Origin of the sequence: Tenacibaculum litopenaei, assembly GCF_964514025.1 — a bacterium.
GTDB classification, from domain to species: domain Bacteria; phylum Bacteroidota; class Bacteroidia; order Flavobacteriales; family Flavobacteriaceae; genus Polaribacter; species Polaribacter litopenaei.
On the sequence record NZ_CAZEQT010000007.1, the window covers coordinates 44,493 to 71,009 of the forward strand.

A 26,517-nucleotide genomic window follows, 5' to 3' on the forward strand; every position below is an offset into this window, starting at 1 on the left:
ATTTTTGATTGATCTAAAATTTATACGACACACTCCCTCCAAAGGAAATCGGTCTGTTTAATTCGCTATAGGTTAACTCTCCATCACTGTTTATCCTTTCCAGTATCGGTCGGTGGTTTAAAAAGTTGATAGCGTAAAAAGAAAAGCGCAAACCGCTTTCAAATTCCTTAGCTACTCGTAGGTGATAGTTTCCGTAAAAGGTTTCTAAACGAGAACTGCTGGCACCTAGATTGTTGTTCGTACTGCGAATTGGAATGTACTTGTCCAAGCCTCTGTCTTGTTCAGGAATGTTGTGATACTGCATATTCCTGTCGTAGTAAGCATAGGCATAGCGATCTCTTTCCGGGATACTGGTATCAGCATTGAAAAACTGTTCGGCAGTCAAGGTTATTACCAAGCCAATCGAAGGTACGTGATGCGTGGCGGTGATAGTACTATTGAATGTTTTGTAGGTTTGAGGAACGGGACGTAACAAACCTATAAAGGGTTCCGAACTGCTATCTTTCGATTTAGTATACCCTGGTAAATCCGAAAATGTTCGGGTATATCTGTACGCTGCATTAATATTAAAACTCGTATTAATACTGCGAATCTTGCGAATTGCCAATAAGACTTCTAATCCGTAATTAGTGGCCTCCAAACTATTCGTTGCTCTGCGGTAATCCAACAAGGTTGGGGTAGTTCCTATCTGTACATAATCAGGAGCTCTGTCAGGGTGAAACGTATAACTAAACTCAGGCAGTTGCGCTATCTCAAAATAGCGCTGATTGGTGAAACCATCGTATTGCTTATTAAAATATCCCGTCAAGGAAGCCGAATAGCTTTTGGTAGTATAATCCAATCCCGTTTCAAATTTCAAGGTTTTTGACGGCTTGATATTAGGTGTTTCGTACTTTCTGACAAAGGTATGTCCCAAGGCAAATGAATAGTTATTGGTTCGGAAATCTGCGATCACAAAATCGTAGTATAAATTACCCGGGAATAAGGATTGTAAAGAAGGTGATTTAGCAAATAACCCAGCACCGAAACGCGCTTTGAGTTTTCTACTCAAACTCAATTTCGTATTTAAACGCGGGCTCAACATAGAAATCCCATTGTACAAATCGTAGCGCAGACCTAAATCGGTAACCCAAATTTTCCCAAATAATTTTGTACTAATCTTCGATGTTACATAACTGCTGAACTTGACATCGGCAGGTACCAAACTATTGAAATTCACATTCCGATACCCTACTCGATCAGGAGTTGACAACAACTTTAAATCGTTTTCACTGTAATTTCCCCTTCCGAAATTTTTATCTATCCCCAAGTTTGTCCCAAAGTTAAATGCATATCGCGCCGAAGCTGTTTTAAAAGATTTTGAGAGCTCTATACGATTGAAGAATGAAAATGGTTTGTTTTCGATAACTTCACTTGCGAAAAAACTCACAGGAGTATAACTCAACTCAAAGGTCCCTTCGTCAAGACTATTAATGATAGGGGTTCCCCCTGTATTTTTCTCCGATATAGATCGAGAAACATTTTTACCATAAGACAATAACGAACTTACTTCTAGCTTATCAAGCCATGACGCATTTGTAAACCAAGTACTAGCATTAGAAATACGAATCGACTTATTATCAAAACCTTTGGTTCTATTGGTAATCGCATTTTCTAGGGTATTATAGGAATTGATATTTTGCCCGTATTGGACAGTCAATCTATTTTCGAATTTCTTTTTTCGTCTATAGCTCCATGACAAGCTCGTATTGATACGCTCAAAAGCGCTCAATACAGATCTGGGGTCGCTGTTAGAATTTAAATAATCGACACCAAAATTTAAAAAGCCTTGGTTGTTTTTTAACTCGAACCCTTGTGTGAGGTTAATTCCGTAAGAGCCGCCTCTCAAATTGGCATTTACGCGTAACGGCGTATAACCGTGCGCTTTTTTAATTTTTATCAGCCCTGTATTATGATCACCATAACGCGCAGAAGATATTCCTTGCACTACCTCAATCGATTCTATATTTTCTAAGGATAAGTTTTTTAAATCAACTCCTACTCCAACACTTGAATTCTCTTCCAAATTCGCAAACACCCCTGACTTTAAGGTAACTCCCCTTCCTCCGGTCATGTTTACATTATTATTCAAAGGCATGTCGTCAACTAAGTAACCTACCCCAAAAGAATTGTTCAATAAATACTCATTGTTATTATATCCTAGGCCTTGATTCTTATTAAACTTCGTAGTTTCGTTAAAAATAGCTGAACGCAACGTCAAGAGTTGTCGCTCGTGAAGATCTGATTCCGAAAGAGGTTTTCCCGGAATCAACTGCATGACATCGGCCACACTTTGTGCTTGAACGAGTTCAATGGCTTGCTTTTGGAGTACTAGGTTTGACCCTGTGCTCTGCTTTTTACGCTTTGCCACTACCTGTACCTCGTCAATACTCAGATTGTCATCTTTGAGAAGTATGCGCACCTGTTGTTGTGCTTTGGTGTAACTATGAGTTTGATCAACCTTACCAAGGAGGTGGTATTGTAACTTTACAGGGAATGATTTGACAGAAATTTCAAATACTCCATTTCGGTCTGACAGTGTCCATCTGCCCGTATTCAAATTTCTAACCAATACGTTCATTAAAGGTTGCTGACTTTCAGCATCCAATAATTTCCCTCCAATTTGTGCTTGGAGTGGTATGCTTAGTAGTAAGCATATAATAATAAGTAATCTAGCCTTCATGACAATATAAATTGCAGAGGCAAAATTATATAGATTTATTCCAAATAAAATACTTATTTAGAATAAATAAAAATAAAATATTTTGTACTCAATTTTTTTGCTAAAAAAATCGAATCCGAATTCTAAGGAGCTTAATTTTTTGAATTATTCGTAAAAAAACTCTTATTTTTTTAAGTTACAGAATGTATTATAGCGAGCGTTTACGGCAATTTTTCATTAACATACATCAATAAATTTATTCTTCGATGCAATTAAAAGGAAATAGAGCTACTTGGTTGCAGCTCTATTTTTCTTTCTTTTAGTGGGTATTTTCAGTGGTCTCTCCTTCCTTTAAACTCATCTTCATAGTTCTGTCGTACTGACAACATCCTGCTAGGTTACTATAGGCCTCTTCTCCTGCAACCATTTTATCCGTATCATAGCCAGATTCAGCCACTGCTTTGTGCAATGCTGCTAAGTCAGTTTTGGCTCCATCGAACGAGACCTGTAACTCTTTTTTCGCCTTATCCCAAGTGGCCTCTGCTACACCATCTATTGACTTGGCCGCGGTTTCAATAGTATTTTTACACATACCACAGTTTCCGCGGACACCAAAATTAGCTTTTGTCATACTTGAAGCTACTACCTCTTTTTTAACATCCTTACTGTCCTCTTTTTTTGCTTCTTGCTTACAAGAAGTCCATGCTAGTGCGGCCATTAAAGTTACCGCCATCATTGCTTTTCTCATGTTATATAATTTAATGATTACTAATTATTTCCTTTACTTCACCACATTTCAGCATTTGATCACCGAAATACGGGTTTCTAATTTCCTTTTGATCACTCAACCAATACGCGCCTTTATCTCTGGCTGCCATGGGACAATACTGTTTGTACACCGTAGTGAGTATTCCAAACGATTTCACTAATGAGATCATTTGAAGTGACAAGGATTCAAAAGCTACACGTTGTTGATCGATTGCTTTTGCTTGCTGTACTTCTGCTATTGCGGCGTTCAATGCAACCGATGCGTTTTTCCAATGTTTCTTTGCCATCTTATCAAAGAGTAATGCTGCATCCACCTCTTCCAAACTCACTTGGAATTTACCTGCATTTTGGGTCGCTGCCTTTAGGTTTGTATTGACTAATGCATCTTTAATAGCGCTGTACGCCGAAAATACACGTTGTAATTCTCCTTTAAATTCTTTAGAGACCTCGAAAGTCATCGCCTGCATGACTTTTTTATTCATCATCGACTTTTTTCCTTTTAACTGGGCCGCTGCATCGACAGTAAATACTCCGTTTGTTACGAGTACTTCTCCTTCTTTTACTCCGGAAAGTACCTGGTAAAAGGCTCCTTGTTGTTGTCCTAGTAATACTTCTCGCAATTCGAAAATAGGCTCGGAAGGATTCGTTTTAACGTACACTACCGATCGTTTACCTGTCCATAGTACTGCAGAAGCTGGAATGCTAAGTAGGGAGTCCTCTACTTTTTGCTGTCCGTCCATTTGTCCACGTAAAAACATTCCTGGTTTTAACTGGCCAGTAGGATTAGGAATTTCAACTCTAATTTTTGCCGTTCGTGTTTTTTGGTCAACGAGAGGATCGATAAAACTAACGGTTCCTTTTAAAACTTTAGCCGGGTATGCCTCCGTTTTAATCGCTACCTGTTGTCCTAGTTTTACCGAAGCAAGTTGGCGCTCATACAAGTCAAACACCCCCCAAACACTGCGCAAATCTGCAATGGTAAACAGTAATTGCCCTTGATTCACATAATCTCCTTGGAGTACTTTTTTTTCTACAACGGTACCTGAAACTGGAGCATGTATTGGAAAATTTTCGATAATCTTTTTTGAATTGAGTACGCGTTGAATGGTAGCCTCGGAGATTTTCCAGTACTTTAACTTGTTCTTTACCGCCTTTAGCAATTGTGGTTGCGTGGCTCTCAACTCATAAGCCGTGAGTAATTCTTGCTGAGCCTTCACAAGTTCTGGAGCGTAGATATACGCCAGTAATTGACCTTTCTTTACCTGCTCTCCCTCCGTGTTTATCAATAAGCGTTCTATGCGCCCTTTAAAATAACTCGCTATAGTTTTGTTGGTTTTATCATTTTCAACTAGCATTCCATTCAAGGCCATGGCAAAACCGCCATTTGCATTAGCTTGCACCTTCGATACCGCAATATTAGCTAGTGCCATCGCGTTTTTAGAAAGTTTAAATTCTCCTGCTGCCAAGCCCTCATGTCCTGCTGCCGCAGGAATTAAATCCATCCCGCAAATAGGACAATCTCCTGGTTCATTTTTCATGATTTGCGGATGCATTGAACAGGTCCACTTTTGATTTTTATGCTGCGAATGAGCGGCAACGGTCTGCTTTTCAGATCGTTCGTTTGTTGAAGGTTTTAGCAGGTAACCTACTGATATCCCTACAACTAATAAGGCTATATAAATTCCGTACTTTTTCATAATTTCTCAATTAATACTGCAATGGCCATCAAAATCATGATTGCATTTTCAATAAATGTAGCTTCGGTCATCGGTAATTTCAATACGGTACCTAGACAGGCACAGCGTATTGATTTTTTATCGCGCAACACTTTGATTACTCCTAGGGTAGTAATTCCTAAAATCAATAAGGTCACGAGCAATACCGGAACAATCGCTATTCTCAGTATCAACAACACGCCCAGCAAGGTTTCTAAAAAAGGGTATATCTTTCCATATACTTTTATTCGCTTCGCCAAAGGATCATACATGGCAAAAGAATCCGGAAAGCCTTTTAAATCGAGCATTTTAAAGAAGGCAAACACGAGATAGAAAAGTCCCATAAAATCGAGCATAAACTCATCCCAGGTTCCTCGTTGTAATTGTATCAATGCGCTTCCTCCCAAGAGGTAGCCAAAAATTAAAAACAACGGTTGTAATTGTTTCCACTTAGAAATTTCTGATTCTTCTACTTCATTTATTTTCTGGATCTCTACGATTTCTGAGAGTTTATATTTTGAAGGTAAGGCCGCATTCAAATCTTTTAAAACTAACCGTTCTTCACTTTGTATGCTCACGAGTGCTTGCTCGAGGTCCACCTCAATGGCTTGAACGCCTGTAATGGCAGATAGTGCCTTGTGCACTTTGGAACGACAACTTTGACAGGTCATCCCTGAAATATGATAGGTGTTATTTTTCATGTTTATTGTATTAAATAATTAATCAAGGCACATTGTTCGTAAAAACGACGGGTTGCCTGAATTTTTACCAATTGAAACTTGAGTTCCAACTCTTGTATTTCCAACAACTTGTCAAAATCCAAGGTTCCTGTCTCAAAGGATTTTATCAAGATTTTGGTAGCATTCGCAGTCTGACGAATATTTTTATTTTGAGTTTCGTATTGAATACGCGCAGCATTTCTATCAGATTTCGCCCGATATAAACTGCTTTCGAGTTCTTTAAACCGCTGTTGCTTCCCCAAGGAAAGCGCTTCCTTTTCCAATACAAATTGCTTGGTTTTGGAACGGTATTTTTTTGTAAAAATCGGTATGGACATAGAGAGCATGGGCATCAAAATATCCTTTCCGTTATCACCAAAATTCATCTGCGGGCGTTCCGCAACACTGATATAATCAATTCCGAATCCGAATAAGGGTTTTCGTTGTTTTTGATTGAGTTTTTCGGCATCTGAAATTGAATGGTACAATTTATCGTACTTCACCAATTCGGGGTGTACTTCCAATTTATCAACTGCTTTTAAAGCTTGTCTTTCGGGGATCAACAGTTCTGAAACCACTTCAATTTTCACGGTCATATCTCTGTTTAACAAGGCGTTCAGCTCTGCTGACAACCCTTCGTACTGTTCGCGCAACACTTGATTTTTCTCGTTGAGTTCGTTCTGTCTTATTTGCAAATTCAACACATCTACCACCGACGACTTTCCTACTTCTACAGCTGTTAACGCCCATTCTTCATAGGTTTTTAGTAAGGACAAATTACTTTGTACCACTTGTTGACTGGCCTTGTTTTGAAAAAGTTGGTAATACAAATACGACACTCCAAGTATCAATTTTCGCTTTTTAACTACGAGCTCTTGATACTTTACGTCCGCCAAAGCTGTTGCGTAGTTTTTTCGCGCTTTAACGGTTCCAAAAAACGGTAGCATTTGTTTGAGAGACACTTTAAATTGCTGGGCTCCTGTTCTCGTTTCTGGCCTGCTAGTAAACACGCCAACAGCCACTTGTGTATCGGGTAAATAATCTACTTCGTTTTCCTTTTCTAAGGCTCGCTTGTGATTTACAGCCAGCTGTTGCACCTCTAGATTGTTTGTTAGCGCAAGGTCAATCAAGCTTTTTAAATCCTGTCCTTGTGCAGGAATACTGAGTATTCCCATCACCCATAAAACCATGTTCAACTTAAATACGTTCTTCATCTCTTCTTTGTTTATGGTTACTTTTTACACGGAGTTCTTCTCTCCAACTATACAATACAGGTACTATAAAATACGATGTGACATCGATGATCATTCCTCCAAAGGCTGGTATGGCCATTGGAATCATTATATCGCTCCCCCTTCCGGTCGAGGTTAAAATTGGCAATAAGGCCAAAATGGTCGTTGCCGTTGTCATTAAACAGGCTCGAATTCGCTTTTTTCCTCCGTGCAGGGCCGCCGCTCGAACGGCGTTAATAGTACTGGGCTTCTCGCGTTCAAAAGTTTGTGTTAGATAGGTTGCCATAACCACCCCGTCATCAGTAGCTATCCCGAACAGGGCAATAAAACCTACCCAAACTGCAACACTTAAATTAATGGGGTGCATTTGAAATAATTCGCGCAAGTTTTTACCGAAGAAACTAAAGTTCATAAACCACTCTTGTCCGTAAAGCCACATCATAATAAAACCTCCTGCAAAGGCCACTGCAATGCCAGTAAATACCATCATTGAAGTACTTACCGATCGAAATTGAAAATACAGAATCAAAAATATGATTATCAAGGCCAGGGGGACTACCACGGCCAAAGTTTGCTCCGCGCGTACTTGATTTTCGTAGGTCCCAGTAAACTGATAGGATATTCCTTTCGGAACCACTAGTGTCCCCTGGGCAATCGCTTCCTCTATTTTCCTTTGAGCCGCTTCTACCACAGCTACTTCTGCAAACTCATCTCGCTTGTCAAATAACACATAGCCGACTAAAAAGGTATCCTCGCTCTTAATCACCTGTGGTCCTTGCTGATATCGTATCGTAGCGAGTTCACTGAGTGGAATTTGTGTACCGTTGCGCAGCGCAATCATAATTTGACTGAGATCTTGTGGTGACGTTCGTAATTCTCTCGGATATCGCACCCGTACACCATAACGCTCTCGACCTTCCACCGTTTGTGTAATCGGCATTCCTCCTACAGCAACGGTCAACTCTTTTTGAACGGTTTTCAAGGACACTCCGTAACGAGCTAATTGTTCTCTATCAATATCAATTAGCATATAAGGTTTCCCCACAATCCTGTCTGCAAAAACCGCCTCTGTTTTTACGCCTTCTACTTTTTTAAGTAGGCTTTCTAAACGAATACCAAAAGCTTCTATGGATTTTAAATCCTGCCCTTTCACTTTAATCCCCATCGGAGCGCGCATTCCTGTTTGTAGCATAACCAAACGCGTTTCTATAGGTTGAAGCTTTGGAGCGGAGGTTACCCCAGGAAGTTTTGTTACCCGCGTAATTTCTTTCCATATATCGTCAGGTGATTGAATCATCGGCCTCCAATTACGGTAATAATTTCCGTCGGTATCCGGAATCAAATCACTCGCCGTAACTTCCCAAAATTGCGTTTTCGTAGTTCGGTCCGTGGTATTCGGATTGGCGACGAGTTTTCCGCTTTTAAGAACAAATAGCCCCTCGTCATTTACTTTGTATCGAACCTGTACTCCTTCTTTATTCCGCATATATTCAGGCTTGTACACGATGACATTCTCATACATAGACAGGGGTGCTGGATCGAGCGCTGACATCACTCTTCCGGCCTTTCCTACGACAGTAGCTACCTCAGGAATCGTGGCCACGGCCATGTCGAGCTGTTGTAGCACGCGTTTGTTTTCGGCTACTCCGGCATGCGGCATCGAAGTAGGCATCAATAAAAAAGCTCCTTCATTTAATGACGGCATAAACTCCTTACCTGTATTTTTAAAAATGGCGAACCCCGCTAGTAATACACTCGCTGGTATGGTCAAAAACAACAGTTTGTTAGCCAAAGCCCATTGTAATAACGCGCCGTAGTAGCGTTGAAAAACCGCGAATATCCCCAACAATCCCAAACAGATACAACCGACAAAAACTAGGTTCAGGAAAACCGATTGTTCAAGTCCTAAGGGACGCCAATAATAGCTAAGTAATAGCACAACGGTACCCGCACTAATAGTAATTCTCAACAAGTTTCCCTGCTTATCAGAAAGCTTTTTCTTTAGACGTAAAAAGTTAATGAGCTCGAAGGCTATTAATAATCCTCCAATATACTGGCCCATGGCGACCGCTACCAAACCGACTCCCAACAAGACCGCTTTCTTAGCCATGGCGAGTACCCTACTCGTTTTGCGTTCTTTAAAAACTACCGCCGCAAAAGGTGGCAACAAAAACAACGCTACTAAAATTGCTGCTATCAGGGCAAAGGATTTTGTAAAAGCCAAAGGTTTAAATAGCTTCCCTTCGGCTCCAACCATAGTAAATACAGGAATAAAGCTGATTACCGTTGTCAAAACAGCGGTTATGATAGCTCCAGCAACTTCAATGGTGGCCTCATACACTATTTGTTCGATAGTTTTTCCCGAATGGTTTAACTCGCGATGCCTTAAAATATTCTCCGAGAGTATAACTCCCACGTCTACCATTGTTCCGATAGCAATGGCGATACCCGATAAGGCAACTATGTTGGCGTCAATCCCAAAGGTCTTCATGGCGATGAACACCATCAATACCGATACCGGTAGCAAGCCCGATATCAACATCGAAGCTTTTAAATTGAATACCATGACGATAATCACCAATATCGTAATCAATATTTCGAGGGTCAAGGCTTCGTTTAAGGTATGAAGGGTTTCTTTAATTAACTCCGTCCTATCATAAAAAGGCACTATGGTCAGTTGTGATGTGGTACCGTTTTCCAGTACTTTGGTAGGTAACCCACCAGCCAACTCGTCGATTTTTTGTTTGACCTTCGTAATTACTTCCAGAGGATTTGCTCCGTAGCGCGCCACCACAACTCCTCCTACAACTTCAGCTCCTTCCTTGTCTAACACCCCTCTCCGTGACTTGGCTCCCAAACTGACTTTAGCGATATCTTTAATTCTCAAAGCTGTATAATCGCTACTCGTCACGACGGCATTTTCTATATCTTCAATAGATTTAATATAGCCTAAACCACGCACTAAATATTCTACTTGATTAATTTCAACCGTTTGAGCACCGATATCTTCGTTACTTTCTTTAACGGCCTGTACTACTTTGGCCAGCGGAATATTGTACTGGCGTAGTAGGTCGGGATTTACATCGATTTGATACTCCTGAACATAACCTCCAATCGAAGCGACCTCTGAGACGCCATTGGTTGCTGCTAGCCCGTATTTAACATAGTAATCCTGAATGCTTCTCAACTCGTGAAGGTCCCAACCTCCAGTGGTATTTCCCAACGAATCTCTTCCTTCTAAGGTATACCAAAATATTTGCCCTAACCCGGTAGCATCGGGGCCTAAGCTCGGATTCACTCCTGTTGGAAGTAGGTTTGCTGGCAGTGAATTTAACTTTTCTAAAATTCGCGAACGACTCCAATAGAAATCTACTTTTTCATCAAAAATAATATAGATACTCGAAAAGCCGAACATCGATGAACTGCGAATAGTTTTCACCCCTGAAATTCCCAACAAAGAAGTTGTTAAAGGATAGGTAATTTGATCTTCAATATCCTGCGGAGATCTCCCTTCCCAAGCGGTAAAGACAATTTGCTGATTTTCTCCAATATCTGGAATGGCATCAACGGCCACTGGATTTCTGGGTACCCAGCCGGTATCCCATTGAAACGGAGCATTGGTTATTCCCCATCCCAAAAACAGCAGTAATAAGAGTACTGCTACTAACTTATTATGTATTAAGAAATGTATGCATTTTTTTAGCATAACGATGATTTTTACAATGAAACACTAGGCGATATATCGCCCTAACTATTGAAAATCGCTGTGCGATTTCCTATGTCATCATAAAATCATATTAAAAACACTTCATCCAGTAGTTGTAGGTCTCTGACGACCAGTGGGGATGTATAGTGTTGAAAAGGAATTACGCTATCGTGTAAATTCACGAAGCGATTGAGATAGGTAACGGCAAAAGCAGTTAAAAATACTTGTTGATCAAAGGTCAGTGAGTCTACGTTGTTTTTCAACTCTTGCTGTCCATCGACGACAAATTGTTTTTTACTACAGCAACCTTTGTCTGAAACTTTACAATCCGCAGTATTGTCAGTATTGACTTTCGCCAATTCCATACCACAAGTATCCGCTTGTTTAAACAGTGCGGTGTCAACTAAGGTAGTTCCACAAAAATGCATATCTACGGTTACGGACAAGGTAGAAAAAACCACTACCAAGGCCATGACTATTGCTGCTATTTTGTGAATTATTGCTCTCATTACTTGTCTACAAAGGTACAAAAATTAAAAAACTAAACCACACTTGTGCTGTTAAGGTATGCTTAAACTCATCAAGCGTACCCTTTTAACTGTATTTTTATGAAAAGGTTTGGAGGAACGCGTTATGGCTTCCAAATAAATTTCCCTTTTCTTTGGACCTGATGTACTCAGGAATTGACAAAACTAAGATTATCAATATACGTTCCTCTCCAACCTTATATTTTTCATTGTTTTTTGACTTAACAAAAATCAACTATTAGTTAACAAAAATTCAACAACCTCCTTCTGGAAAATTGTTTCTAAGTATTGGTGAACACTCAAACGTTATCAATATTTCAACTCCTAGCCATGCAGTTTACAAACACTTTAGGCTTTAAATGTAACAATTGTTTTCCAAACTTTACTATCTTTTAATCAATATCTTACACAAAATACAGAATCCTTAAAATTCATCCTTATACATTCTGGAAATCGGAATATAAATTTCACCATCCAACTTTACCTCCTTGTGACTGCGCTGTTCGATATAGTTTTTGTTTACGATGTACGACCGGTGGCAACGAACAAAATTTGGTGGCAATTCAAGCAAAATATCTTTTAGTTTACCGCGTTCAAACTCTCGCTTGGATGCTGTATAAAACCACAAATAATGATCTTCAACTTTGATATACCTCAAATCTTCCAGGTGAATAAACGCTTTATTTTTAAGTACAATTCGGTCACGATCCACTAAACTTCTGATCGTTTTTATTTCCTCTTTAACACGCTCATTTTCGGATTCCAATACTTGTTTTCTCTGGTGGGTTCGTTTCCATTTTCGATAGACAATGATCATCCCTATGGCTAAGATAGCAGCTCCCGCAAGTAACAGATACTGCTGAGAGGTCAATTGTTTGTTTACCTCTCCCACCTGCTTCAATTGCTGCTCGTAATCATAGATGAAAATATTTTCGGTTACTCGCAAGTTTCCCAATGTTGTATTCACTTGGTTTCTTTTTTTTAGATATACATGTGCACTATCGTGCTGTCTTAGGGCTCCATAACAATCAGATAGATTTTGATATACCACCTCTTTCACATAGCCACTACGATCAAAATGCGCATTTTGAATCCCGCGCATGAACTGCTTAATAGCTCCCTGATAATCACCTTCCAATTTGAGGGCAATACCTTCGTTTACCTGAGCTCTGAGTAGTTTTACTTCCGAATAGAACCATCCTATCGCTGCCAATTCTCGCTGAGCTTTAATAAAATACTCGGCGCCCATAGCCGGTTCTTTAGCTATTAAATCGCAATAAATTCCTCGCATTTGATAGCCTGCAGCCCTGCTGTATTTAGATACTTCAAGGCGCTCCAAACTATCAAAAGTTTCTCGGTAATAATTCAAATCAGGCTGAAAGACCTCAACGGAGGTCGTTTTTAAGTAATCACTATTCAACCGAAAAGATAATTTGTAATAACTGGTCCAGAAATAATCTTCCTCGCCTTGTTGCTGTCCTTGGTATCGGGCTAAGTATTGTTTGTACAAGCTCAACTTTTTGGGCTTGCGCAACAGCAATCCTAACAACCTTTGAAGAGCTGCATTTTCAGTTGCTACTTCTCTATGATTTTCTCCTATTTCCAGTGCTCGTCTGTAGTACCTGTAGGCCAAAGAATCGTTAAAAAAGTACTGGTTTTGTATATCTCCATACAGCAAATAATGAAGTGCAGCAGCGCTTTTTACAGGCTCCTTTCTGTTGAGTGACAATTTGAAAACACCTGATTGATAAGTACCCCTTTTCATTAGTTGCTCATAGACCTCTAGATACTGCCTGGTTACCGAATCCAGTTCGTTGCTTTTCGAAAGAGTAGCAAGAATGCCATAATTTCTGGCCAGAACACGGTTCGCTAATGCACGATTGGAAGAAGGAGCTGAACAACAGACCAACAGTCCAAAGCAGCTCCCAAAAACTATCAGGAATCTAACTTCCTTTAACCGTTTTACCCTGGCACAAATGTCCACCAATATTAAACGGCTCAAAATTTTTGTTTCCTTCTCCATCATAGATTAATTTAAACACGTGAAAATCGACTAATTCTCCAACGTTTTTAATCGGAACCACCTCGTTATGCAACAGCGGCACTGGTACACTTTCGGTACCCATGGCCTCTTCTACAATGACTCTAAAATTGAGGTAGCCTTGTCTGTAATAAGGCTCTCCGGGTTTCATCGTTGCAACTTGATACAGTTTGAACTTCGGGTTATTTTCATTCGAATTCACTAATTGAAAACTAAATGTACTGACCTCTGTAGAAGTTCCTTGTGGCTTCCCTTCAGCAAATTTGATCAAAATGATAAAACTGTCCTCTCCATCAAATTGAACATGTCCTACTTGATAATCGGCTTTGTTACTGACTACTAAGTTAGAAAAAATAGTTCGGTTAACTTCTCTCATATCACGAGGATACGTCGTTTCGCTGGCAACTGTTTTCAATTCCTTGTTTTGCTCATTCATAATTTAAAATATTTGGTTATTATTCTACTTTCTCTTCAAAATCGAATCCGCTAAATGCGTATTTCAGCACGAGTCCAAAAGACACCCCGTTTCTCAACGGATCATCGGTATTCATGCGCAGTACATCATTCAATTGCACATAGGCTCCGCCCAATACTTTATCCGCTTTGCTATTAAACAAATTCAATCCTATTCCGACATTGGTTTGACTGGAAAGCTGGCTATTTCCTTTGAACACCGCGTGGCGTAAATACGGGTTAAGTATGAGATAACTGTAGTTTTTCGGATCCTTATTTAAACGCTTAAGATACATATAATCAGCGTTAATAGCATATTTCATAAAAGTCTCATAACTCCCTTGATAGGCCTTTACTGCTTGAGAGTTACCATTAGTATCTGTAAAAGAAATTTCTTGCTCGTTTAACGCGTTAAAATTGTTACTGCGTTCAGCTCTTAGTCCGACTCCTATAAAGTGGTTGTAATTAATTTGTAGGTTGTACAGCAGTTCAACAACCATCGATGTAAAACGAATGTGTTGGATACGCTCTTCAATTGTTTGTCCTTGAGCATTGACGTCTAGGTCAAAATCTCGTTGATTTACTCCCAGTTTTATTAACCATTTTTCCGAACTTACATAAGTATGACTCTTGCGCTTTAGCGCTAAGAGCGCTTTTTCAACGTTCCCAATATCCTGAATAAATTGTTCACATTTTGTGCGCTGCAGTACAAGGTCCTCTGGCAGCGATACTCCTTCTATCTCTTCTAATTTCTCCAGACTGGTCACAAAATTATCCCAACCTTTTGAACGAGTAAAGATTTCTCTTTGTGCTAGTAGACTGTCTAGTTGCTCGGCGACCAAAAAAAACTGTGCTTGCGCTTCATCTACTCCAATAGCAGTGTTTAGTTTTCCCTTTAGCGCTGTTTCCAAAACTGATGTTTCTGTGGTGCTTGCATTTATTTTTAATAGTTTTTTTCGGGCACTCTTTTTTACATACGTATTTACAAAGTCATTCCATAAACTGTTTTTTACAGACGCTATACTTCCCTTGAGTTTTCTAAAATACATGTACAGATTCTTCCAGTTTTGTGTATTGCGATTATCCAAGATAGCTTTTTCAGATTCGCGAGAAGACACTCCGAGCGGGTCTGCTCGCAATCGATGGGTTTTGAATCCAAAAACTACTTCTGCATTGGCACCGGCATTTAAGTTTCCTTTTGAGATCAATTCACCAATCCCTTCGTTTGCATTGGCAGCGATACTTGCTCCGTAAAAATAGGCGTTCCACACCTCCTTTTTAGGGTCTCGTTTCCACTGTGTTTCATCAAAATAATCTAAGTGTAACTGACTTTCCACTAGATTAAAACTCACATTCGCTCCTTTGGTATAGATGGTACTATATCCTGATTTATCTACTCCTAAATTTTGAGCTATTCCCACTGTGACGGCGCTTAAAAATAGGAGACATCCAATACTATTTTTCATAATTTCCGTTTTTAGATTACTGCTATTGATCGTCTGTATGAATAAGCTTTAGGTTTTCTTGAACAAAAGGTACGTCTGTAACCTGTAATACATTCTCCGTCACCTGAATTCCAACACTGTAACTAGTACTATCATTTTGAAGTTGATAGCTTTCACCTTCTGCTGTTTTCAAATTGCTAATGCGTAACTCGTAGTTCACGATGCCATTAACCACCACGCTCACAGGTAAGAAAAAGCCCCCTAACCTAGGACTTAAAATCACATCTTCGGCATGTCCGGATAGTTCATTTGCGCTAAAATCTCCTATTGAAAAGCTAACCAGATCAAAGGCTCCTACCGGAACTATTTCGTAGTCCAAACTCGCTTTTCTGACTAGCGAAGCCACCCCAGCAGAGTGCTCATTATAATAAAACTCAGGCGAGGCTTCCAGTACCTTTTTTATCGACTGAATACCTGCCCGCAATCCAGCAGCTTGGAGCATTGGTTTGATACGCTCTAAAATAAACTCGGGAGAATACAGTTCTCTTTCTCTGGTATCGGTTGCAGTTACGTAGTTAAGTACGTGCTGATGTACCAATTTTTGATAGTTGGTAAATTTCTTTTTTGTCGTTGTCATTACATTTAGATTTTAGGTTAATTGTATGTGTTCATTCGCGCCAAAACACTTTTTACAGCTACTACATTTGAGTATCGTCAATTTTTGACCCGAACAACAAACACACTCAAAACTACCTACAAAACAAGGACTTAACCAATTTTTTGTCGTGACTCACGAAAAAAACGACGTGAACAACCAATTAAAAAATACTACACGGAGTTTCTTTTGGATTTACACCTGAAAATCGGTGATTGAACCTTTAATTTACTCCATAAAAAAAACCGAGCACGTGCTCGGTTTTCATCAAACATAAATAATTAACATTAAGCTTCCTCAAGAAGCGCATTGTTAAACTTGTAATCAGCAAATTTCACCTTAAATAAAACGCTGTATAAGGCTGGAATAAACAGCAGCGTTATCACAGTTCCAAACAGCAGTCCGATCATGATACTTACCGCCATACCTTCCCACATTTCACCTCCCGATACATACAGCGGTATCAATCCGAGTACCGTAGTAAACGTGGCGAGTAAAATGGGTCGGAATCGCTGCAAACAGGCCATGATAATGGCATCTTGTGAGGTTCTGCCTAAGCTCAGTTCTATTTCCATTCTATCAATCAATACAATTGCGTTGTTAATCACAATTCCGGCGAGCGAAATCACCCCCAAAAAAGGCATAAATCCGAATGGTTCCTGGAACAGCAGTAAACCTATGACCACTCCAATAATTCCTAATGGAATCGTCAGTACTACCATTCCCATTTTTCTAAAAGAATTGAATTGGATAATTAGTAATAACACAATTATAAAACCTGATAAAGGAAGGTAACTAATAACAGACCCCATACTTTCAGCCGTTTGCTTAGCGTCACCACCGAGCTCAAAGGCATACCCGCGAGGCCAGTTTTTTTGTTGAGCTTCCAACCAAGGAGTTACTTCGGCCATGATAGCGCTCGCATTTCCTCCTTCTCTAATTTTTGAAGACACATTGATTGTTTTCTTCAAATTAAGACGTCTAATTTTTGAATATTGCCACTGAGGAACGATGGTCGCGACCTGTAATAGCGGTACGCTCTTCCCGGAATTTTGTGCGAAGATATTCAGTGTTTCCAACGAAGCTAAACTCTGCTGTTGGCTATCGCCACTGCGCATTAAAATAGGTATTGACTTGTCATTTTCACGGTATTCTCCCGTTTGAAAACCATCTAAAACAGTAGTCAACGAGGTCGCTATATCTTGACTAGACACTCCGGCTGTTTGCGCTCTATTCTGATCTATTTTAATCAGGAACTTTTTGCTTTTCGGCCCCCAGTCATCTTTGATATTCTTAGTGGTAGGAAAACTCGCTAGCTTGGCTTTTACAGCTGCGGCTATTTTGGCGAGCTCATCAGGCTGACTTCCTGAAACTTTGATTTCAATAGGAGTACCTCCTCCACCTGAACCCAGAGCACTGACCTTCACATCGGCATTCGGAAAATTCTCAAAAGTAAAATGATCTAGTTTTGCTATGACCATTTTATTCTCGTTAAACGAAGAGGTATTTACCAAGATGTGGGCATAACTAGAGTTGGCCTCATCCTGACTGTAACCTAAGTCGTATGACGCGGGACCTTGCCCTACGTACGAAGACCAATCCACAATTCCGAGTGTTCGTTCCGAGTTTGTTTTTAAAGAATCGAGCATGTATTGCTCAATTTTAGCAGTTATTTCTTTGGTGCGCTCAATTTTGGTTCCTAACGGTAGATTGATATCTACGGTAACCATATTTCTATCACTATCGGGAAAAAACAAAAAAGGAATTTTTGTAAATCCGAATATCGCCATGAAAAAGGCAATAAAAATTCCGCCAATCACCAGCCATTTTCTCTTGAGCGTGATCAATATCAAATCTTTGTATTTTTCTTTGAGCAGGTTGATGGTTTTATCGATAACACTTTCTTTTTTCTCCGCTTTGGGTACCTGCTTTAAAAACAAGTAACAAAAGAGGGTTATTATGGTAAGTGCAATGATCCACGACGACATCAAGGCTATGGTAATCACGACAAAAATAGGACCTACAATATCTCCCATAGTCGTCGGAGACATATAAAAAGCCAAAAAGGCTGCAGAGGTTGTCAAGGTAGATATGAGCAAGGGCATCCAGAGTTCCGAAAAGGTATCCACAGCCGCTGTTTTCCTATCGATTCCTTGTTCTAACTTTACCATAATAGTTTCTGCGACAACAATCGCATTATCGACCAGCATTCCGAGGGCCATAATAAGCGCTGCTAAGGTCACCTGATTGAGTCCCATATCAATTACCCCCATAATCAACAGGGTCATAATCGTAACAATGGGTATCAAGCTCGCAATGACAAATCCGGTTCTGAATCCGAGAAACACCAACATCACCACCAATACAATACCGATAGACTGCATTAGGTTACTGATAAAGTTTTGGACTTTATTATCGATATACGTGTCCATTGAGGATACTCGTGTTAACTCCAAACCTACGGGAAGCTTTGCTTTCCAAGTCTGAACTACACGATCAACTTCGGTTCCCAAAGCAATGACATTGGCTCCTTTTTTTAAGTTTACGTGCAAAGACATGGCCGTTTTCCCATCAATTTTCACAATTTGAGTAGGTGGATCGACATAGCCTTTTTTGATTTGCGTAATATCTCCCAATTTCACTAATTGCGATCCATTACCAACAGGCACCAACATTTCTTTAATATCCTCAATGGAATTGAAATTCCCTGAAGGTTCAAGTATAATGCGTTCGTCTCCTACATTTACCTGTCCTCCTGAACTCAGAATATTCGTACTCGCAATTATTTGCTGTAATTTAGAGGCCGACAGTCCGTATTCTTTTAAACGCGTATTGTCAAATTCGACGAAGACGCGTTCTTCCTGAATTCCTCCTATTTCCACTTTGGCAGCATCAGACAGGGCAATGAGGTCATCGCGAATATCGTCTGTATACTCTTTCATTTCCGCATAGGTAAACCCATCAGAGGTCAGTCCGACTACAATTCCAAACACATCGCCAATACCGTCGTCCTGTAAATCGGGGCGTACCCCTTGTGGCAATCCTTCGATGGCTGAAATTTTTCGTCTCAAACGATCCCATACTGCCTGTAATTTTTCTGTAGGAGTTTCGTCTTTTAATGTAACAGCCACTACTGACAGCCCGGTTCTGGATGTACTGGTGACCTCCTTTAGCTCTGGGAGCTCTTGTGCTAATTTTTCTATTTTATCGGACACTAACAACTCAACGCGTTCTGGGCTCGCTCCGGGAAAAAACGAAACCACAGAAGCCACACGTACTGTATACGGAGGCATACTATCTCTGGACAGTCCTGTATACATTACCATTCCCATAATAACTATGGTCAACAATACCATAAAGGTAATTCGATTCTTCTCGATCGAAAACTTTGCTAAATTCATCCTTGTCGCTTAGTTTAGTTTCACTTCCTGTCCATCTAAAAGCGTTTGCAAACCAGCAGTCGCAATTTTTTCTCCTTGTGTCAATCCCTCCAAAATAATAAAGCCATCAGGGGTTAGCTCTCCAATTCGAACGAGCTGTTTCTTTACCCTTGTAGTGTCTCCCTCTTGTAAGATGACAAACACAAAGTTTCCATTACTGTCTTCACCAACGGCATTTGCTGGTACTACCAGCTGTTTTTTAGTAGTCGACTGGCTGTCCAAATGAAAATTCACATTTGCCGCCATTCCGCTCTTTACAGCAGCAGAAGGATTGGTCAGTACCACTCTAACTGGATACGTAGCAGTATTGGCATCTACAGCAGGAGCTACTTCCGTAACCTTTCCTTTAAACACCGTATTCGGGATTGCTGCAAATGCTACTTCTACCGCCATCTCTTCGCGAACGCCATTAATAACACTTTCGGGTAATCCCAGAGATATCTCCATGGCTGTTCCGGCATTTAAGGTTGCAATAGTTTGCCCCGCGCTGACATTTTCTTCGGATTCGGCTACCACTGAGGCTATGATTCCTGTTTCCGGTGCTACTAAATATCCGTAACGAATTTGTTCTTGCTGGAGTGCTACACTTTGTTTGGCTGTCGCATAGGAATTTTTTGCAGACGTAAACTGATTTTTTGCAGCTTCGTAATTACTCAGGGCGATACTTCCCTTTTCAAAGAGTCTGCGCGACCTGTCTAAACTCAATTTAGCCGTATTCATCGCTGACTCAGCGCTGTTCAAATTCGCTAAGGCACTCTGATAATTTAAACGAGCTTGCACATTGTCTAATACTGCTAATTCTTGTCCTTTTTTAACCTTTTGCCCAATTTTGATGGCAAACTTCGTTATGATTCCTCCGCTTCGAAAGCTGAGTTTTATGATCTTATCAGTTCTCGATGTTCCACTAAAAGAACGTTGTTTATCCCCGCCATATACTTGTACCTCCTGATACTTTACGGGGCGAATTAATTTGATAACGGCTTTCTCTTCGGAACCACAGGCAACGATGAGCGCTAGGGTCATGACTAAGCTTAGAATTGTTGAGATACTGTATTTCATTGTTAACTGTATTTTCGTGTATTGAATTTATTTTTTTAGTAGGTATTCTTTAAATCTCTGCGTAAAGTTTTGATTTTCTTCTGGGCTGTGGAGCAAAAAGAAATAACCGATATTGCGTTCCAATTGCAGGGCATTTATGAGGAAATTGTAGACGGCATTGGCCTTTGCTAATTGTGCATTGATGTAATTATTTTGGGCATCGATGAGCTGAATAACAGTAACTGCCCCTTCTTTATAAGAAGCTTGCGTGAGTTCTAGTGCCTCCTGAGCCGTTTGTTCTGATACTTTTGACAGTTCAATATTAGACACTTGATTTACTAAATTGAGCACTCCATTACGAACATTTGCTGCTATATTTAATTCACTATTGGCCCTGTTTAACTCAATTTGCTCCTTCTGGATTTTCGCTGTTTGCAAGTTGATCGTATTCTGATTTCTATTAAAAATAGGTATCGACACATTTAGCGCTACATTATAATTTGAATTTAATACGCTAAAACCGGGTAAGGGAGTCGTTCCTTTTCCGTGTCGACTAAAGGTATGATTGTATTGACCTTGCAAGGCAACGGTAGGTAAAAACCTATCGGATCCACTCAATCGCATATTGCGCTCAGTAGCTTGTAAATTAAACTGTAAGGATTTTAATTCGGGCGCATTTTTTTTCGCTTCTTCAATCAAAAAGGCAATAAAAGGTTCACGGGTAGTAGGACTGTCGAGCAGTTCGGTAAGCTGTTGGTAGTTATAATCTTTATACAGGCCTTTGTCCAGTTCAGCGTCTTCAACATCAATAGCTCGCTCAATCGGATTGTTTAGCAACTGATTTAAACTCACAAATCCTTGTTCCAATTGATTGATTGCCTCAATCATGGCTTGCGTGTTTTGAGCTAGCTCACTGCGGAAACGAAGTACATCTGATTTCCCAGCTTCACCGGCTTCAAAGTTTTCTGTTGCTATTTGCAAATTTCGTTTGGTCAGATCCAAGTTACGCATGCGAACTTGCGCATTTGCTTTCAAAATCAGTGCATTGAAATAGGCATTAGAAGCATTAAAAACAGTATTCAATACTTCCGTTTTGTAATTTTCAGTTTGTGCTTTTTTCAGGGCCTCTTGAACTGTAATATTCGCTCCTGCCGAAGCTGAAAAAACGGTTTGCTGTAAGGTTATATTTCCAGCCGTTGAAAACTCTGGACTCTGGCCATTGCTAATGGCTGCCAATCGCGGATCTACATAAGTACCGGTAGCGGCGGCACTGACACTAGGAAGGAAATTGCTTTTAGCTGTTTGTACTTGTTGCTCACTGAGAGCGACATCTTTCTCGGTTGCCTTCAGTCCTAGATTTGCGGTCAGCACCTGATCCATTACCGATTGTAGAGTATAGGTTTGTTCAGCATTTGGGTCGTACTCCTCTCCAACAAAATCAGTATCGTTTATCAGGCTGTACTTGATGGGGACTCCCACTGCTTTTGCAGTCGTATAATTGACCGTAAGACGTGAGTTATAGTCGATGTACACAGGTAATTCAGCTAAGGATTTCCCTGCTATAAACTGCTCAATTGTTATGGCTACTCGCCTAAAAAACTGATCTAAATTATCTTCTGACTGATTGCTCGCCATGATTCCTGCGCGCACGTACTCCAAGTCATTTATGGTAAACGACGGAATCTTTTTATCGATAAACAACGTTGCTAAAGATTTTACTTCCTCTCGTTTCAGAAAAAAACCTCCTGCTAAATACACGGCATCGACATCCGACAATTGATCTTCTATATCTTGGAGTCTGCTGTAACTGATAAGCTTATAAGCTGCGTCTAATTTTTCCAACTCCGAGGCAAAAAGTTGCGTTATGGGTAAAAGGTCGACGATCTTTTTCTCCATAATAATTCCCACCCTTTTAAAATTGGTCAACTCCTTGAACTTTTTCAAATCACTGAGAAAAGACTGAGAATCTACCAAGTAGGTGAAATTCTCGATTCCTGAAGTTCTTTTACTAATATCTATTTTGTGCAGATCTTGATTTAACGCTCCGAACAATACCGTCGGTTTCGGATAGCTGGTTCGTTGGGATAATACCAACCCATTTACAATACCGAATGCCAAAACGATATCCGTTTCATTCGCCAATAATGTCTTGTACTGCGCTTTTGCGAGTGCAGTGTCATAATCATTAATGAGCAAGGACTTCTCAGGAAATCTCACGAGTGCATCCTCTCCTACTACAGTTTGTATTTGCACTTGTAATTCTTTTAACAGTGGTGCCAACTCCGTAGCTTGCTGGTCGAGTAAAATCCCGACATTGACTATTCTCTTTTGCTGTGCAACGAGAAATACCGTGCTCAACAAGCTCAGTATTAAAACAAATTTCTTCATTATTTAGGTTTTGATAGATAGGACTTAGCTGTAGGGGGAAGAATCGCGAATAACGCAACTAAGTGACTGATAATAAATATACTAATTTTAAATTTGAGATGCAAAACTAGGAATCATTCCTTGTATAATTGTCGTATTTTATAATATTAGACACTTTTACACCCCTTAACAAAACCCTTAAAAACAACTAGTTAACACACTACTGTATTCAATTTTATAAAAATGGACATTTTTAGTTGAAGAATCTTATTTTTGTAGGAACATCTAAGCCCGGATCTATGAAATTCACCCAACTCTTTCCTACTATTTGTACCTTGTTAGGATTGTTCTTGAGCTTTTTTATACTATCAACTCGAAACAACTTTACGCGAAAAAAGGTAGTTAAAAAGAGTTTGTTGCTCATCGTTGTTATTTATACCCTCTTATCCATTACGACTTTTTTGGAAATCAATCGAATCAACACTCCGTTGTTTGTCGACTTTATTTTCTTTATCATCTTTCACTTTGTCGGTATCAGCTTTTTGTACTTTAGTTCTACACTGATCAACCGCAACGTTAATTTCAAGCCTTACCTCCTATTATTGGGAATTACCGCACTTTGCAAGGTCGTATTCTTTTCTTATGCCGTTCGTATCTTAGGAGACTCCGAATCGTATTATGAGCTATTAGAAAATGTCGATTCACCGATTATACAATACGGTATTTACGACTATATGATGTCGTGTTTGATCAATATCTTTTTTATCTATCGCGCTTTTGTTTTGTTCACAACGCAACCTTTATTGATAGAACTCGACACTAAAAAAGACATCTACCTTCGCTGGGTCCGCTGGATGCTGCTCATCAACATAGGTATTATCATTGCCATGTTTGTGCAAGTACTACTGCTGTTATTTAAAATGGTAAGCTTTAAACTCGTATTTACTACGGAACCCATTTTGTACACGCTTTACTTTTTCGTTTTTATCTACTCGCTGATGTATTTCCCTGTATTCGCCTTTACGGGTGATTATAACGATTTGCCAGAAAACGAACGCAAAAAATACCAACGCTCCAGTCTAAATAACTCACTGGCACTGTTTGAAAAAATAAATGATTTGGTACTCGCAGAAAAACTCTACTTATCATCGGAGCTTAAAATCAATAATTTGGCCAGCCGTTTGGATACTTCTGTACCACATATTTCTCAAGCCATTAACGAAAACAAACAGGTGAGTTTTTCTGACTACATCAATGGATTTCGCATAGAAGAGGCTAAAAAGAAACTACTTGAAGAGAAGCCAGATACCATTTTTGCCATATCTTTAGATGTCGGCTTCAATAGCAAGGCTACTTTTTATCACGCTTTCAAAAAGTTGACACAACAAACACCGACGCAATACAGAAAAACTCAGCTTTCAAGTAACTCCTAAACCATGGCCATTACAGAATTCAAAGAGCAGGTACTCCGTTATAAAGACCGGATAGTTTTTATAAAGCTATCCATGCCCTATTTTAGTAGAACCCTAAAAGAGTACGCTGAAAATGAAGCCTGTTTTATGTTTGTAAATCAAGGAGAAGTAGCGGTACGTGGTCAGGAAGATTACTTGAAGTTAAACCCCAAAATGGGAATGTTGGCCAAGTGTCTCAATTATTTTTTCGAACCTACAACACAGGCTGCCGATTGCAACAATCCTGTTGAATCTATCGGTATTTTCCTATACCCCTCTTTGGTTGAAGAAATCTTTGAGTTCGACCTCTCCACATCGAACCATCAAAGCACCTATAACCTGAAGCAAATCCCAATAAATCAGCTATTAGAAAACTACAAAGCGAGTATTGGCATATTGCTCGACCATCCAGAATTGGCAGATGCTCAAATTATAAAGACTAAAATTAAAGAATTCATTTTACTAATAAGTAAATTAGAACAAGCTCCGTCCCAACTCGATTTTTTGGCAGGACTTTTTAAACCTCAACACAGCTCCTTTGCTTCCACAATACAACACAATCTGTACGTGAACTTAAGCCTGGAAGAATTGGCTACACTTTGCCATCTGAGTCTGTCGTCTTTTAAAAGAAAATTTCAAGAGGTGTTTGATGAAAGTCCTAAAAAATACCTAAATAGAAAAAAAATTGAACGCGCAGCCCAGCTACTGCAATCGCAGGAATACAGAATATCCGATATTGCCTTTGATGTTGGTTTTGATTCTATTACTACGTTCAATCGTAACTTCCAATCCATTTACGCAATTTCACCCTCTGCTTACCGATTGAACCAAAATGATCAGCCTTTGACCTAAACTGTAAATCCTTAGACCCCAAATTTCAGGAATTTTGCTCCAGTAAGTAATAAACTAAACGAGTACAATTATGAAATTTACCACCATTCACAAAACCTACCTCTCGATAACGGGACTCCTGTTACTCGGTATCGGAGGATCCACCCTGTTATTTCCTGAAATGATCAAAGCGGCTTCAGGTATCGATTTAGGAAACAACATCAATTTACTAAACGAAACAAGAGCTTCGGCTGCCTTACTTTTAGTTGCTGCCTTGCTTACGTTAAGCGGCGTAGTAAACCGATATTTAACACAAACCGCCACGATTATTGCCCCCTTGAGTTTTTTAGCCATCGGTTTGGGTCGACTCCTCAGTATACTCCTCGATGGTATGCCTGTTGATAGTCTTGTCAAAGCTACTGCCTTAGAATTTATACTAGGAATCCTCGGAATCGTACTACTAAGTATTCACCTTAAAAAACAATCTCATGACCACTCTTAAAACCTTCCTTATCACCGGAGCGAACTCCGGAATCGGCAAAGACACCGCCAGGCAACTAGCCTTGTTACCCAACACCAAAAAAATTTACTTGGCGTGTCGAAACGCACAAAAAGCTCGTCAAGCACAACGCGACTTAGAAAAGCAAACAAAAAGTCACAAATTTGAAATTATTTCAGTCGACACGACACAACCGGCTACCGTAAAAAAAGCGGTACATGAATTACCGGAAGCCATAGATGCCGTTGTTTTAAATGCCGGAGGTATCGGGGGGAAAACTCCTGAAAAACTTACCCCCGAAGGTGTGACGACCATTACTGCCAGCAATTTACTGGGGCATGTAATTCTCGTGGACTCCTTAATTCGGGCTGGCAAGCTCAAGAAAACAGTACTTTTTGCGAGCTCAGAAGCCGCAAGAGGGATACAACAAACAGGGATGAAACGTCCTGAACTAAGTTCTGGATCTGCCGAAGAATTCACTCGTATTTACGACGGTCGATTTTTTGAAAACAAATTTGATGCGATGCAAGTATACGGATATATTAAACTTGCCGGAACGCTGTGGATGTCTGCGATGGCTCGTAAACATCCAGAATTTACATTTCTCTCCATAAGTCCGGGAGGAACACGAGGTACAGAAGGAATGAACGACCTTCCTCCCATTCAACGATTCGTTTTTAAATATATAGGAATGCCATTAATTATGCCGCTATTAGGGCTGTCTCACAGTTTAGAAAAAGGTGCACAACGCTTTGTGAACGCACTGAACAATCCCGATCTGAGAAGTGGAAAATTCTATGCCAGTAAAAAAAACGTACTCACCGGAGCTCTGGTAGATCAGGGAGCGCTTTTTCCTGAATTGGAAGATCAGGATTTACAAAACCATGCTTATCAAGCCATTCAAAACTTTGCTCAAGCATCTTAGTTTC

The 26,517-nt window shown here is 39.9% G+C and carries 18 protein-coding genes; 4 read left to right on the forward strand and 14 right to left on the reverse strand.

The features are described 5' to 3' along the window. Positions 1 to 13: 13 nt before the first annotated feature. From ACKTS5_RS14875 to ACKTS5_RS14940, 14 genes are all read right to left on the reverse strand, one after another. Entirely contained in the window at positions 14 to 2,722 is a 2,709-nt protein-coding gene (locus ACKTS5_RS14875; protein ID WP_408044683.1) for a TonB-dependent receptor, read from the reverse strand. Between the two features lie 298 nt (positions 2,723 to 3,020). Next, positions 3,021 to 3,449, reverse strand: coding sequence for a heavy-metal-associated domain-containing protein (locus tag ACKTS5_RS14880; RefSeq protein WP_408044684.1), 429 nt, complete (start codon positions 3,447 to 3,449; stop codon positions 3,021 to 3,023). 10 nt (positions 3,450 to 3,459) lie between these two features. Next, positions 3,460 to 5,166 (reverse strand): efflux RND transporter periplasmic adaptor subunit, encoded by a 1,707-nt coding sequence (locus ACKTS5_RS14885; RefSeq protein ID WP_408044685.1) that lies wholly within the window; start codon positions 5,164 to 5,166, stop codon positions 3,460 to 3,462. Then, positions 5,163 to 5,885: a heavy-metal-associated domain-containing protein gene (locus ACKTS5_RS14890; protein WP_408044686.1), complete on the reverse strand. Its 723-nt coding sequence runs from the start codon at positions 5,883 to 5,885 to the stop codon at positions 5,163 to 5,165. Before ACKTS5_RS14890 ends, ACKTS5_RS14885 begins: the two co-directional genes overlap by 4 nt. Before the next feature lie 2 nt (positions 5,886 to 5,887). Next, positions 5,888 to 7,117 carry a TolC family protein gene (locus ACKTS5_RS14895; RefSeq protein ID WP_408044687.1) on the reverse strand — a complete coding sequence of 410 codons (1,230 nt, stop codon included), beginning with the start codon at positions 7,115 to 7,117 and terminating at the stop codon, positions 5,888 to 5,890. Beyond that, a complete protein-coding gene (locus ACKTS5_RS14900) occupies positions 7,101 to 10,841 on the reverse strand; it encodes an efflux RND transporter permease subunit (RefSeq protein WP_408044688.1) in 3,741 nt (1,246 codons plus the stop codon). The genes ACKTS5_RS14895 and ACKTS5_RS14900 overlap by 17 nt, the downstream gene beginning before the upstream one ends. An 86-nt stretch (positions 10,842 to 10,927) precedes the next feature. Next, positions 10,928 to 11,350 carry an HYC_CC_PP family protein gene (locus ACKTS5_RS14905; RefSeq protein WP_408044689.1) on the reverse strand — a complete coding sequence of 141 codons (423 nt, stop codon included), beginning with the start codon at positions 11,348 to 11,350 and terminating at the stop codon, positions 10,928 to 10,930. A gap of 442 nt (positions 11,351 to 11,792) precedes the next feature. Beyond that, positions 11,793 to 13,133 (reverse strand): LytR/AlgR family response regulator transcription factor, encoded by a 1,341-nt coding sequence (locus tag ACKTS5_RS14910; RefSeq protein WP_408044690.1) that lies wholly within the window; start codon positions 13,131 to 13,133, stop codon positions 11,793 to 11,795. Positions 13,134 to 13,311: 178 nt separating this feature from the next. Further along, positions 13,312 to 13,845: a hypothetical protein gene (locus ACKTS5_RS14915; protein WP_408044691.1), complete on the reverse strand. Its 534-nt coding sequence runs from the start codon at positions 13,843 to 13,845 to the stop codon at positions 13,312 to 13,314. Between the two features lie 19 nt (positions 13,846 to 13,864). Then, positions 13,865 to 15,328, reverse strand: coding sequence for a hypothetical protein (locus tag ACKTS5_RS14920; RefSeq protein ID WP_408044692.1), 1,464 nt, complete (start codon positions 15,326 to 15,328; stop codon positions 13,865 to 13,867). A gap of 22 nt (positions 15,329 to 15,350) precedes the next feature. Then, positions 15,351 to 15,944, reverse strand: a complete 594-nt coding sequence (locus ACKTS5_RS14925) for a hypothetical protein (RefSeq protein WP_408044693.1) — start codon at positions 15,942 to 15,944, stop codon at positions 15,351 to 15,353. Positions 15,945 to 16,249: 305 nt separating this feature from the next. After that, on the reverse strand, positions 16,250 to 19,363 hold the full coding sequence (locus tag ACKTS5_RS14930; RefSeq protein WP_408044694.1) for an efflux RND transporter permease subunit: 3,114 nt from the start codon (positions 19,361 to 19,363) through the stop codon (positions 16,250 to 16,252). A gap of 9 nt (positions 19,364 to 19,372) precedes the next feature. After that, the gene (locus tag ACKTS5_RS14935; protein ID WP_408044695.1) at positions 19,373 to 20,461 is read right to left on the reverse strand and encodes an efflux RND transporter periplasmic adaptor subunit; all 1,089 of its coding nucleotides are present in this window, start codon (positions 20,459 to 20,461) and stop codon (positions 19,373 to 19,375) included. Positions 20,462 to 20,488: 27 nt separating this feature from the next. Next, a complete protein-coding gene (locus ACKTS5_RS14940) occupies positions 20,489 to 22,828 on the reverse strand; it encodes a TolC family protein (protein ID WP_408044696.1) in 2,340 nt (779 codons plus the stop codon). 278 nt (positions 22,829 to 23,106) lie between these two features. Here ACKTS5_RS14940 and ACKTS5_RS14945 point away from each other — a divergent pair, with 278 nt between their 5' ends. The 4 genes from ACKTS5_RS14945 (at position 23,107) to ACKTS5_RS14960 (ending at position 26,513) form a co-directional block, all read left to right on the forward strand. Continuing rightward, the gene (locus ACKTS5_RS14945; RefSeq protein WP_408044697.1) at positions 23,107 to 24,240 is read left to right on the forward strand and encodes a helix-turn-helix domain-containing protein; all 1,134 of its coding nucleotides are present in this window, start codon (positions 23,107 to 23,109) and stop codon (positions 24,238 to 24,240) included. A gap of 3 nt (positions 24,241 to 24,243) precedes the next feature. Next, positions 24,244 to 25,110, forward strand: a complete 867-nt coding sequence (locus ACKTS5_RS14950) for a helix-turn-helix transcriptional regulator (RefSeq protein WP_408044698.1) — start codon at positions 24,244 to 24,246, stop codon at positions 25,108 to 25,110. Positions 25,111 to 25,180: 70 nt separating this feature from the next. Then, entirely contained in the window at positions 25,181 to 25,591 is a 411-nt protein-coding gene (locus tag ACKTS5_RS14955) for a DUF4345 family protein (RefSeq protein WP_408044699.1), read from the forward strand. Then, positions 25,578 to 26,513: an SDR family NAD(P)-dependent oxidoreductase gene (locus ACKTS5_RS14960; protein WP_408044700.1), complete on the forward strand. Its 936-nt coding sequence runs from the start codon at positions 25,578 to 25,580 to the stop codon at positions 26,511 to 26,513. The genes ACKTS5_RS14955 and ACKTS5_RS14960 overlap by 14 nt, the downstream gene beginning before the upstream one ends. Positions 26,514 to 26,517 lie beyond the last annotated feature (4 nt).